Origin of the sequence: Pseudomonas sp. NPDC090208, assembly GCF_044746785.1 — a bacterium.
Classification (GTDB): domain Bacteria; phylum Pseudomonadota; class Gammaproteobacteria; order Pseudomonadales; family Pseudomonadaceae; genus Aquipseudomonas.
The window spans coordinates 56918-68819 of the sequence record NZ_JBIVCU010000021.1; the positions used below are offsets into that span (position 1 = coordinate 56918).

Below are 11902 nucleotides of genomic sequence, written 5' to 3' on the forward strand. Positions count from 1 at the left end.
AGTCACTGCCTTCGATCACAGGGAACCGGCCATGTCAGACCAAAGCCAGCAGTTTGCCAGCGACAACTATTCGGGAATCTGCCCGGAAGCGTGGGCGGCCATGGAACAAGCCAATCACGGCCATGAACGCGCCTACGGCGACGACCAATGGACAGCGCGCGCCGCCGATCAATTCCGTCAGCTGTTTGAAACCGACTGCGAAGTGTTCTTCGCCTTCAACGGCACCGCCGCCAACTCGCTGGCGCTGTCGTCGTTGTGCCAGAGCTACCACAGCGTCATCTGCTCGGAAACCGCCCACGTAGAGACCGACGAATGCGGCGCCCCGGAGTTTTTTTCCAACGGCTCCAAGCTGCTGACCGCCCGCAGCGAGAACGGCAAGCTGACGCCCGCGTCGATTCGCGAAGTGGCGCTCAAGCGCGCCGACATTCACTACCCCAAACCGCGCGTGGTCACGCTGACTCAGGCCACGGAAGTCGGCAGTGTCTACCTGCCCGAAGAGCTAAAAGCCATCAGCGACACCTGCAAGGAACTGGGCCTGAACCTGCACATGGACGGTGCCCGTTTCGCCAACGCCTGTGCCTACCTGGGCTGCACGCCGGCAGAGCTGACCTGGAAGGCCGGCATCGACGTGCTCTGCTTCGGCGGCACCAAAAACGGCATGGCGGTGGGTGAGGCGATCCTGTTCTTCAACCACAAACTGGCCGAAGACTTCGACTATCGCTGCAAGCAGGCCGGTCAACTGGCCTCGAAGATGCGTTTCCTGTCGGCGCCGTGGGTCGGCCTGCTGGAAAACGACGCCTGGCTGAAACACGCCCGTCACGCCAACCGCTGCGCGCAGTTGCTGGCGGATCTGGTCAAGGACATTCCCGGCGTGGAACTGATGTTCCCGGTGCAGGCCAACGGCGTGTTCCTGCAATTGTCGGAAGCCGCCATCGCCGCGCTGACCGCCAAGGGCTGGCGGTTCTACACCTTCATCGGCAGCGGCGGCGCACGGTTCATGTGCTCGTGGGACACCGAAGAAGCCCGCGTGCGTGAGCTGGCAGCGGATATCCGGTTGGTGATGGGGGCGTGATTCAAAGGCCGCTCCTGTAGGAGTGAGCTTGCTCGCGATTACATTGAATCAGCCACTGCAACAGTGGCTGATCTATCGCAATCGCGAGCAAGCTCACTCCTACAACGTGCCGTGCTTGGCGTACCATCGGCGGCGTTGCAGAAAATGCGGAAACTGTGGGAGCGAATTTATTCGCGAGACGCCATTTCAAACGACGCACTCTTGTCGCCCGAACGAACCTCTCGCGAATGAATTCGCTCCCACAGGAAACCGGTCCACGCCTATTGCCGTGTCAACCTTGGGCAATCGTCTTTTCGATCACTTCCACTGTCGCACTGACCTGTTCTTCATAGCGGCTCAGCTCGGCGGCATGCTGCTGCTTGAGTTCGATCTGCTTCGAGCACAGGTTCAGCGCCGCCAGCACCAACAGACGATCACCGATCAACGCCGGGTAGCTGCGCTTGGTTTCCGACAACGCCGCCTTGAGCATGACCACCGCGTCCATCAGGGTCTGCTCCTGACCGGGCGGCGCCTTGATGGTGTAGTCATTGCCCAGGATGGAAATGACTTTGGTGGTGTCGCGTTCGATGATCATGCGCCGACTGCACTGACGCTGGTCGCGCGATCCACCAGCGCCTGGATGCGTGCAGCGGTGGCGCCTTGCTTCTCTTCCTGCTCCAGCAGGCTCAGCTGCAGGCTGTCGTTGTCATCCCTGGCTTTCTGCAGCTCTTCGTTGAGCTGTGCGTTTGCGTTCTGCAGCTCCTGATTCTGCTGTACCAGGTCACTGACGAGCTTTTCCAACTGGCTTAGGGATGCTTCCAACATTTTGATATCTCAGGCAAATTTCAAAGGGCGCGTACGATAAAGAAAAGTCACTTCAGCTACCAGTGAAATCAGGGCAATCACGCCACAACACCGACCAGAAAAGCACTTGTTCCGCTTCGATTCCGCAAACGCATCGAGGTCCTGATTGACTGCGTTTTGCCTCTCTTGTTCCTGCTGTTCGTCAGATCGCCCCCCTGCGACATGAACGCGCATCACGCATCTGCGCGTTCAAGTCTCGGCGAGGCTGACCGATAAGGCATGCATTACTGCCTTTTACCCACCTTGTCTCGCATGGATCGCGGCCCTGTCAGGAACCGTCATGTCCCTACGCAATATGAACATCGCGCCCCGCGCGTTCCTTGGTTTTTCCATCATTGGTGTGCTGATGCTGGCGCTGGGCATTTTCGCCCTGACGCAGATGAGCAAGATCAATGGCGCGTCCGAACAGATCGCCACCAATATCGTGCCGGCTATCAAGAACCTCGACAAACTGACCGAGGCGAGCATCCGCCTGCGCGTGCTGTCGTACCGCCTGATGCTCAACCGCGACGCCGACACGCAACAGAAAACCATCGACCTGCTGTCGATGCGCAACAAACAGATCGACGACGCCCGCGCGATCTACTCCAAGCTGATTGCCGCACCGGACGAACAGGCCGCCTACGAGCAGTACCTGAAAACGCTCAACGACTACCGCCAGCTCGAAGACCGCATGAAATCCCTGAGCCGGGCCAACAAACTCGACGATCTGTCCGTGCTGCTGAACGCCGACCTGCAGACCAACTCGGACCAGATGAACGCGACGCTGGCCCGCCTGGTGGAAATCAACACCGCCCAGATGAACGACGCCAACCAGAACGCGTCGGACCAGTATTCGACTGCCTTCAAGCTGGTGGTGGCGCTGTTGATCATCGCGACGGCGCTGACCCTGCTGTTCGCCTGGCTGCTGACCAACAGCATTACCCATCCGATTGCGTCCGCGCTGAACGCCGCCGAGGAAATCGCCGAAGGCGACCTGACCCACACCATCAAGGTCGACGGCACCGATGAAGCCGGTCGCCTGCTGGCGGCCATGCTGAAGATGCAGTCGAAACTGCGCGACACCCTGCAACGCATCTCCGGCTCCGCCACTCAGCTGGCCTCGGCGGCTGAAGAGCTGAACGCGGTCACCGACGAAAGCGCACGCGGCCTGTCGCAGCAGAACAACGAAATCGAGCAGGCGGCGACCGCCGTCAATCAGATGACCAGCGCCGTGGAAGAAGTCGCACGCAACGCGGTCAGCACCTCGGAAGCCTCGAAGAGCGCCACCACCTCCGCCAGCGATGGCCGCGATCTGGTTCAGGAAACCGTCAGCGCCATCGAACGCATGAGCGGCGACGTACAGAGCACGGCCACCCTGATCGGAAATCTGGCTGACGAATCCCGCGACATCGGCAAGGTACTCGACGTGATCCGCGGCCTGGCTGACCAGACCAACCTGCTGGCCCTCAACGCCGCCATCGAAGCCGCTCGCGCCGGTGAAGCCGGTCGTGGTTTTGCCGTGGTCGCCGACGAAGTCCGCGCCCTGGCCCACCGCACCCAGCAGTCGACCAGCGAGATCGAACGCATGATCGGCAGTATTCAGGGCGGTACGGAACAGGCGGTCAACTCGATGCGCAGCAGCACCGAACGCGCCGAATCGACCCTGAACATCGCCAAGGGTGCCGGCGTGGCGCTGGACACCATCAACAGTGCGGTGGTGGAAATCAACGAACGCAACCTGGTCATCGCCAGCGCTGCCGAAGAACAGGCCCAGGTGGCACGGGAAGTGGACCGCAACCTGGTCAACATCCGTGACCTGTCGACCCAGACCGCTACCGGTGCCAATCAGACCAGTGCGGCCAGCAGCGAACTGTCGCGCCTGGCAGTGGACCTGAACGGCATGGTGGCGCGGTTCCGGTTGTAATTACCCGTATCAATGCAAAAGGGGAATGTACTCGCGTGCATTCCCCTTTTTTGTCTGGGAGAACATGACCTTTGTAGGAGTGAGCTTGCTCGCGATTCGTCAGATCAGGCAACCTCTTGGCGACTGACCCGACGCCATCGCGAGCAAGCTCACTCCTACAACCGTTTATCAATCAATATTCGATACGAACGTCGCCCTTCGGCACGCTGCAGCACGACAGGATGTAACCCTCTTCCACGTCGTCATCAGTGATGCCGCCGTTGTGCTCCATCTCCACTTCCCCGCTCAGTTTCATCACCTTGCAGGTGCCGCAGATGCCCATGCCACAGGCTTTCGGGATCATCAGGCCAAGCTTGGCAGCCGCCGCGTGGACGGTTTCGCCCGGTGCCACGCGAATGCTCTTGCCGGTGTCGGTGAATTCCACCTGATGCAATTCGGAGATATCGACTTCCGGCGCCTCGGCCGCCTGTTCGGCGTGCTCCACGGCGTCGGCGCGGGCTTCCGGTGGCGTCGCACCGAAGGATTCTTCGTGGTACTGGGCCATGTTGAAGCCGTTGGCTTCCAGCAGACGCTTGACCGCGTTCATGTACGGCGTCGGGCCGCAGCAGAACACTTCACGCTCCATGAAGTCCGGCGCCATCAGTTCCAGCATCTTCTGGTTCAGGTAACCGCGATAACCAGCCCACGGCTCGCCCAGCCCGTGTTTCTCGCAGACGATATGCAGCGAGAAGTTGTTGATACGCGACGCCATCTGTTCCAGCTCGCGGTGGTAGATGATGTCTTTCGGCGAACGCGAACTGTGCACGAACACCATGTCGACGTTGGCGTTGGTGTCGTAGTACCAGCGCGCCATGGACATCACCGGCGTGATACCGACGCCGCCGCTGAGGTAGAGAATCTTCGGGTTCGGGAAGTCGATGGCGTTGAACAACCCGACCGGGCCGTGAACCGCCAGCTCCTGGCCTTCGTGCAGGGTGTCGTGCAACCAGTTCGACACTTTGCCGCCCGGCACGCGCTTGATGGTGATCGAGAAGCTGTAAGGCACCGATGGTGAACTGGAAATGGTGTACGAGCGCATGATCGGCACACCCTCGATTTCCAGCTCCAGGGTGACGAACTGACCCGGCTTGAAAAAGAACAGGATCGGCTGGTCCGCCATGAAGCAGAAGGTGCGGACATCCCAGGTTTCCTGGATCACTTTGACAACCCGCACCAGGTGGCGGCCATTGGCCCAAGTCTGAGTGTTGACCGGGCTGAGGAAATTCTGGGACATGCTTGCTCTCCACGGCCGACTGTCGGCCTCTTATGGTGGCGATTCTGCGTAACGGAAGAACCGCCTATTTACCTATCAGCGACATTCACATACTTATGGCGACCAGGCCCGGTCTATAGGGGCTGCGTAGTCGTCAACGGATTCGGCCATGTCGCCCATGGATAAGGTTCGCGTCGCTCGCGGCTCCACACTCGCCGCTAAATCGACATGACTTCTTTACACCCATAAACATGAGCGACAGCCACCTTGTCGCCTCGCGTGCCAGACACACAACACAACCGTATTAGCCACATTCGCAGACCGCTGAAATTGCGGTCATGAGGACCTGAAAGATGGACGTCACCACCAAGCTGAGCCTGGGCGACCCGCTGGAACCTGCACGCAAGGCCACCGCCGAGATGCTGCAGACTCGTGAGCGCACTTACTCGCTGCCGCAGCCTTTCTACAGCGATGAGCGGCTGTTTGAAATCGACATGCAGGAAATCTTTCAAAAAGAATGGCTGATCGCCGGCATGACCAGCGAGATTCCGGCCAAAGGCAACTTCCTCACCCTGGAAATCGGCAAGAACCCGATCCTTGTCGTGCGCAAGCCTGACGGCACCGTCGCCGCCTTCCACAACGTCTGCCGCCACCGCGGTTCGCGCCTGTGCACCAAGGAAAAAGGCAAGGTCGCCAAACTGGTCTGCCCGTACCACCAGTGGACCTACGAGCTGGACGGTCGCCTGCTGTACGCCGGCACCGAAATGGGCGACGACTTCGACATGAAGAACTTCAGCCTCAAGCCGGTGAACTGCAAGACCGCCGGCGGCTACATCTTCATCAGCCTGGCGGAAAACCCGCCGGCCATCGACGAGTTCCTGCAGACCCTGCAGCACTACATGGAACCGTACGACATGGAAAACACCAAGGTGGCGGTGCAGACCACCTTGATGGAAAAAGCCAACTGGAAGCTGGTGCTGGAAAACAACCGCGAGTGCTACCACTGCAGCGGTTCGCACCCTGAGCTGCTGAACACCCTGCTGGAGTGGGACGACACCAACGATCCGCGCGCCGACCAGAAATTCAAGGACCACGTCGCCGAATCCGCCGCTGCGTGGGAAGCCGAGAAGATTCCTTACCTGCACAAGAGCTTTGGCCTGCGTAACCGCATCGTGCGCATGCCGCTGCTCAAAGGCACCGTCTCCATGACCATGGACGGCAAACAGGGCAGCAAGAAGCTCATGGGCCGCATTCAGAACCCGGACCTGGGCTCGATGCGCATCCTGCACCTGCCGCACTCCTGGAACCACTGCATGGGCGACCACGTCATCGTGTTCACCGTGTGGCCGATCAGCGCCCAGGAAACCATGGTCACCACCAAATGGCTGGTGCACAAAGACGCCGTCGAAGGCGTGGACTACGACGTGGCGCGCCTGCGCGAAGTCTGGGACGCGACCAACGACCAGGACCGTCGTCTGGCCGAAGAAAACCAGCGCGGCATCAACTCCGTCGCCTACCAGCCAGGCCCGTACTCGAAAACCTACGAGTTCGGCGTGGTCAACTTCATCGACTGGTACAGCGCCAAGCTCCTGGAAAACATGGGCGCCGAGCCTGCGCCATACCTGAAAGGCGTGGCGGTTAACCACGAGTAATCCGGGGAGCCCCTCCCCTGTAGGAGCCGGCTTGCTGGCGAATGCGGTGTGTCATTCGACATTGATGTCACTGATCCCACGCATTCGCCAGCAAGCCGGCTCCCACAATTGGCTTTCGCATATCGACTTGATCAAAAAACGCTCAACCCTGCGCCACACCTGTCCCCACGGCCCTCGCCGCTATCCACAAACAACTTATCCACAACGCCACCCACAGTAATTGTGGGGAAGTCGCTTTTCGCCTGCACAAATTCCTTGAAAAAACCGTGACTTATTCAGGCTGTCATGATCCATCCAAAGCTGATCATAATTTGATCAAAGCTCTGCAAGCCACGTCGTTAGAGGGCCTCAAGGGATAGCGAACACCTTATCCACAGAGACACCAACAGAGAATGTGCGCAATTCGCTTGAGCTCGCTGCAGGATGTGGAAAAGTCGGTTGAGTGTCGAAATCTGGTCGCAGCGCACTCTTGATCGTCATAGAAACGTCGCATTGATCAAAAAACAACCAATGGATTCAACCTGTTGATTTTAAAGGCTATAAAACGACAGCGAACAACTTATCCACATAGACGCCAACAGAGAATGTGGGCAAAAAGCCGGTCGCCAGGTGTTTCGTTGTGGAGAAAATCCCTTTGAAATCCGCAAGATAGCCTGGTCATTTTTTGATCTATTGGCTACAAGCCACGGTTTGCGTGGCATGGAGCGATGGCCGAACAGGTTATCCACAAGACCGCCAACAGCCAATGTGCGTAACTATAAATACCTGTAGAAGCTGGCTTGTCCTGCGACCGGCCGGGACCGGTCGTAAAATCGGCTGACGAGGTGTGTCAGGGCTGCATAGTCGTCAGGGTTTACAACTGCTGCGCAGTCGGTCGCAGGACAAGCCAGCTCCTACAGGGGTGTGAGGCCACCATGGAGCCCGGCAGTGCAATAAAAAAGGCGCCATAACGGCGCCTTTTGCGTTTTGGAGGGGGTTGGCCTAGCGCACCACCCCTTCTTCCACCAACAGCTTCAGAATCGCGGCTGCGCCTTCCTGGGCGCTGACGCCCTTGAGGACTTGGCCACCGCCGCCGCTGGCTTTGGCGGTTGCGGCTTTCATCCGGTCGGCGCCGCTTTTGGCCTTGATCACTTTCAGGCGTTTCGGACGGGGTTTGGCCGGGGTCAGTTCGGCGCCTGTGAATAACTCGTCGATGACCACGTCGATCTGTTCCACTTCCAGGGTACCGCGCTGGGCCGGGCCGTAGGCGCTCTGACGCGGCTTGGGCGCGGCGTTGTCCACCGTGGCGAGGAATGGCAGACGCACCTTGAGCCGGCGACGCTGGCCCCGTGGCAGCGCTTGCAGCACCTGGGCGGAGCCGTCGCGCATGGATTCCACTTCAGCCAGGCCCACCACCAGCGGCCAGCCGAGTTTTTCCGCCAGCAGGTAGGGCAGCATGCCGGAGCCTTCGCCGGTTTCGGCCTGGGTGCCGGTCAGCACCAGTTGCACACCGGACTCACGGATGTAATCCGCCAGCCCGGGCAAGGCGTCGGCACCTTGTGGCTGGTCGAGCACGTGCAGTTCTTTCAAGCCCATGCCGAGATAGGCCCGCAGCGCGGGCTCTTCGGCACTGCCGGCGTGCAGCACATGCAAGTTATCCCCAGCCAGTTGCAGGCCGAGTTCCACCGCACGGGCATCTTGCTCGGCGCGGCGCGGACGACCGGAAGTCGGGTGCGCACCGATGGATACCAGGCTGATCACGTGCAGCGCGTTTTTATCCACAGACGTTTTTTTGTCAGGCTGCATCGCGTTTCGCCTCATTCCGGTACGCCTCGACCGCTTCGATCAGCGCATCGAGGATTTCCGCACTTTCGCCAATCACTGACAAATCAGCACGTTTGATCATGTCGCAAGTCGGATCGAGGTTGATCGCCACGACTTTGTCGCAGGCACCGATACCCTGCAAATGCTGGATCGCGCCGGAGATACCCACAGCCACGTAGACCCGTGCGGTCACCCAGGTGCCCGATGCGCCGACCTGACGGTCGCGGGTCATGAAACCATCGTCCACCGCCACGCGGGACGCGCCTTCGGTGGCGCCCAGTGCCGCCGCGGTGCGATGGAACAGCTCCCAATCCTTGACGCCGTTGCCGCCGGAGAAAATGAACTCCGCTTCGGCCATGGGGATAAGTGCCGGATCGACCGCCACCGCGCCGAGATCTTCGATACGCGACAGGCTGCGGGCGATGCTTGTGGACAACTCCACCGGCAGCGCTTCGTGGCGGGTGTCGCTGACCGGATCGGCGCACTCGGCAGCGGCCAGGATCAGCCGTGAAACCGGGCGCGCGAGGTCTTCGCGGCCAGCACCGGCACGGCCTGTAGCCTGCCCGTCCTTGACCTGCCAGATCCGCGTCGCCGGACGCTCACCCAAGCTGGCGGCAAAACGCCGCCCCAGCTCACCGCCACCGGTGCGGCTGTCAGGCAGCAGCCAGTGGCGCGGGTCGAACTGGTTATCCACAGCCCGCAATCCCTGAATACGCTGTTCCGGTGAGTAACCGGCAAATTCGCTGCCTTCGAGCACCAGCAGGCGGTCCACACCGGCGGTGTCAAACGCGCTTTCCTTGTGCTCGCCGAAGACCACGGCCATGACCGCACCGTCCTTGCCGGCCAGGCTGTGGGCAAGCCCCAGCAAGTCGCGGTCGTGGCTGCTCAGGCGGCCACCGAACATGTCTGGCACCACGGCGATGTAGAATGCCGGGTTGGCGACCTGATGCAGTGGCAATTGCACTTCAACCGACGCACTGCGCTTGTTCGAGCCGCCCTGCTGGGCGCCGCTGCGGTCGATGCGTTTGATGCCGTTCGGGCCGATGAAACCGATGCCGTGGACGTTCTTGCGGATGATGCCGTTAGGCCCCATCCAGCTCGCCTGGGTTGGCTGCATGGCCGCGTGCAGCGGGTGCAGGCGGTTGCGGGCGATCCATTCGGCCCGCGGGTCGCGGCGGATAATGTCGCTCATCAATGCACCTCCGCAGGTTCACGTTTGACCGCCGCCGACTTTGGGGGCGCGGTGTCTTCCAGCAAGGCGTCGGCCACCAGTTCAGCGATGTCCTTGATCATCGGACGCGGCTCGACCACGCCTTCCAGCATCGCCGTGCACTGTGGACAACCCACGGCCACCAGCTCGGCGCCGGTTTCGCGGATGTCTTCCATGCGCATGTCGGGAATACGCTGTTTGCCTGGAATGTCGGTGATCGGCGCACCGCCGCCACCGCCGCAGCAACGCGAGCGGAAGCCGGAACGCTGCATTTCCTTGACCTCGATACCCAGCGCACGCAGCACTTCACGCGGCGCTTCGTACTCGCCGTTGTAGCGGCCCAGGTAGCACGGGTCGTGGTAAGTGACACTGGAGCCCTTGTGCTGGCCGAGGTTCAGCGCACCGTCGCCGATCAGCTCGGACAGATAGGTGCTGTGGTGCTGGACCAGATATTCGCCACCAAAGGCGCCGTATTCGTTTTTCAGCACGTGGAAACTGTGCGGGTCGCAGGTGACGATGCGCTTGAAGCTGTATTGGTTCAGGGTCTGAATGTTGCGCTTGGCGAGCATCTGGAACGTCGCTTCGTCACCGAGACGACGGGCCACGTCACCGCTGTCGCGTTCTTCAAGACCCAGCACGGCGAAGTCGACCCTGGCGGCTTTCAGCACTTTGACGAATGCGCGCAGGGTGCGCTGGTTGCGCATGTCGAAGGCACCGTCGCCGACCCAGAACAGCACGTCGGCTGTCTTCTTCTCGCTCATCACATTGAGGTTGAGGTCTGCCGCCCAGTTCAGACGACCGCCTGGCGCAAAGCCGCCCGGGTTGTCGGTGGCGATCAGGTTTTCCAGGACTTCGGCGCCCTTGTTCGGGGTCGTGCCTTTTTCCAGGGTCAAGTGGCGGCGCATGTCGACGATGGCGTCCACGTGCTCGATCATCATCGGGCACTCTTCCACGCAGGCACGGCAGGTGGTGCAGGACCACAGGGTTTCGGCATCGACCAGACCGTTGACGATCGGTTGATGCGGATTGCCACCGTGCTCACCTACTGGCTTGCCTGGATACGGGCTGCCAGCAAATTTGGCATCGGTGCCGCCGGCCAGACCGACGACCATGTCCTGAATCAGTTTTTTCGGGTTCAGCGGCTGGCCTGCAGCGAACGCAGGGCACGCCGCCTCGCATTTACCGCACTGCACGCAGGCATCGAAGCCGAGCAGTTGGTTCCAGGTGAAATCCTTGGGTTTTTCCACGCCCAGCGGCGCGGTCGGGTCGGTCAGGTCCAGCGGCTTGAGGCCGGTGGAGCGACCACCACCAAAGCGCTCGGCGCGACGGTGCCAGGCCAGATGCAGCGCACCGGCGAAGGCGTGCTTCATCGGCCCGCCCCAGGTCATGCCGAAGAACAGCTCGGACACGCCCCACAGCACACCGATGCCGAGAATGATCGCCAGCAGCCAGCCACCGAAGTTTTCCGGGAGGATGCCGGCCACCGGCAGGGTCACCAGAAAGAACGAACCGGAGAACGCCAGCAGGCTTTTCGGCAGGCGCATCCACGGGCCTTTCGACAGGCGGCTTGGCGGGTTCAGGCGACGGCGATAGACGAAGATCGCGCCAACGAACATCACCGCCGTCATCAGCAGCAGGGCGTAGCCGAGGATGCGGTTATGCAGGCCGAAGCCATGAACCAGAATCGCCAGCACGATGGACGCCACTGCGCCGCCAGCGGTGGCGACGTGGGTGTTGGCGATGTATTTGTCCCGCGCCACCACATGGTGCAAATCGACCATGTAGCGCTTGGGCATGGCCAGCAGGCCGCCGATCAGATCGACCTTGGACGCACGACCGTTGCGCCACATGGCCACCCGCCGCAAGGCGCCGAGGACCGCCAGGCCCAGGGCTGCGAACAGCAGGATTGGAAGAAGGGTGTTTAACATGTGGAGCTCCTACAGCGCATGCGGTCATCTGTAGGAGTGAGCTTGCTCGCGATCAGGTCGGACCAGCCTCCACCGGATCTGAACTGAAATCCGGTGCCAGCGCTTCGCACTGGATCGCGAGCAAGCTCACTCCTACAGCGGTTCTCGATCTTCTGCAGGGGCGCGCTGGCCCGCGATTCGCGACAGGCCAGTCAACACACCTGGCACAGACTGATAGCCATCGCGGGCAAGCGCGC

At 60.9% G+C, this 11902-nt stretch carries 9 protein-coding genes; 3 read left to right on the forward strand and 6 right to left on the reverse strand.

The genetic code is table 11. The annotated features are described in order from the left end of the window. Positions 1–31: 31 nt before the first annotated feature. Positions 32–1072, forward strand: a complete 1041-nt coding sequence (locus ACIPL0_RS26780) for a low specificity L-threonine aldolase (protein ID WP_400601512.1) — start codon at positions 32–34, stop codon at positions 1070–1072. 271 nt (positions 1073–1343) lie between these two features. Here ACIPL0_RS26780 and ACIPL0_RS26785 read toward each other — a convergent pair whose 3' ends face one another. After that, positions 1344–1646 (reverse strand): cell division protein ZapA, encoded by a 303-nt coding sequence (locus ACIPL0_RS26785; protein WP_400601510.1) that lies wholly within the window; start codon positions 1644–1646, stop codon positions 1344–1346. Continuing rightward, a complete protein-coding gene (locus ACIPL0_RS26790; RefSeq protein ID WP_400601509.1) occupies positions 1643–1876 on the reverse strand; it encodes a hypothetical protein in 234 nt (77 codons plus the stop codon). The genes ACIPL0_RS26785 and ACIPL0_RS26790 overlap by 4 nt, the downstream gene beginning before the upstream one ends. 319 nt (positions 1877–2195) lie before the next feature. On the opposite strand from ACIPL0_RS26790, the gene ACIPL0_RS26795 reads away from it, so the two are divergent. After that, positions 2196–3821, forward strand: coding sequence for a methyl-accepting chemotaxis protein (locus ACIPL0_RS26795; protein ID WP_400601507.1), 1626 nt, complete (start codon positions 2196–2198; stop codon positions 3819–3821). Between the two features lie 172 nt (positions 3822–3993). Here the strand turns inward: ACIPL0_RS26795 and gbcB are convergent, their stop codons facing one another. After that, a complete protein-coding gene (gbcB, locus tag ACIPL0_RS26800; protein ID WP_400601505.1) occupies positions 3994–5094 on the reverse strand; it encodes a glycine-betaine demethylase subunit GbcB in 1101 nt (366 codons plus the stop codon). Between the two features lie 332 nt (positions 5095–5426). Here gbcB and gbcA point away from each other — a divergent pair, with 332 nt between their 5' ends. Continuing rightward, on the forward strand, positions 5427–6725 hold the full coding sequence (gbcA, locus tag ACIPL0_RS26805) for a glycine-betaine demethylase subunit GbcA (RefSeq protein ID WP_400601503.1): 1299 nt from the start codon (positions 5427–5429) through the stop codon (positions 6723–6725). 981 nt (positions 6726–7706) lie between these two features. On the opposite strand, the gene ACIPL0_RS26810 is transcribed toward gbcA, so the two are convergent. The 3 genes from ACIPL0_RS26810 to dgcB are packed head-to-tail and all read right to left on the reverse strand — an operon-like array spanning position 7707 to position 11666. After that, complete coding sequence (locus ACIPL0_RS26810) at positions 7707–8510, reverse strand: electron transfer flavoprotein subunit beta (RefSeq protein ID WP_400601501.1); 804 nt, start codon at positions 8508–8510, stop codon at positions 7707–7709. Further along, on the reverse strand, positions 8500–9720 hold the full coding sequence (locus ACIPL0_RS26815) for an electron transfer flavoprotein subunit alpha/FixB family protein (RefSeq protein WP_400731626.1): 1221 nt from the start codon (positions 9718–9720) through the stop codon (positions 8500–8502). The genes ACIPL0_RS26810 and ACIPL0_RS26815 overlap by 11 nt, the downstream gene beginning before the upstream one ends. After that, entirely contained in the window at positions 9720–11666 is a 1947-nt protein-coding gene (gene dgcB / locus ACIPL0_RS26820) for a dimethylglycine demethylation protein DgcB (RefSeq protein ID WP_400601497.1), read from the reverse strand. Before dgcB ends, ACIPL0_RS26815 begins: the two co-directional genes overlap by 1 nt. Between the last annotated feature and the right edge of the window lie 236 nt (positions 11667–11902).

Bases quoted from the DNA above. Each gene is read 5' to 3' on its own strand.
- ACIPL0_RS26780 (WP_400601512.1), top strand. From the start codon at position 32: ATGTCAGACCAAAGCCAGCAGTTTGCCAGCGACAACTATTCGGGAATC.
- ACIPL0_RS26785 (WP_400601510.1), bottom strand. From the start codon at position 1,646: ATGATCATCGAACGCGACACCACCAAAGTCATTTCCATCCTGGGCAAT.
- ACIPL0_RS26790 (WP_400601509.1), bottom strand. From the start codon at position 1,876: ATGTTGGAAGCATCCCTAAGCCAGTTGGAAAAGCTCGTCAGTGACCTG.
- ACIPL0_RS26795 (WP_400601507.1), top strand. From the start codon at position 2,196: ATGTCCCTACGCAATATGAACATCGCGCCCCGCGCGTTCCTTGGTTTT.
- gbcB (WP_400601505.1), bottom strand. From the start codon at position 5,094: ATGTCCCAGAATTTCCTCAGCCCGGTCAACACTCAGACTTGGGCCAAT.
- gbcA (WP_400601503.1), top strand. From the start codon at position 5,427: ATGGACGTCACCACCAAGCTGAGCCTGGGCGACCCGCTGGAACCTGCA.
- ACIPL0_RS26810 (WP_400601501.1), bottom strand. From the start codon at position 8,510: ATGCAGCCTGACAAAAAAACGTCTGTGGATAAAAACGCGCTGCACGTG.
- ACIPL0_RS26815 (WP_400731626.1), bottom strand. From the start codon at position 9,720: ATGAGCGACATTATCCGCCGCGACCCGCGGGCCGAATGGATCGCCCGC.
- dgcB (WP_400601497.1), bottom strand. From the start codon at position 11,666: ATGTTAAACACCCTTCTTCCAATCCTGCTGTTCGCAGCCCTGGGCCTG.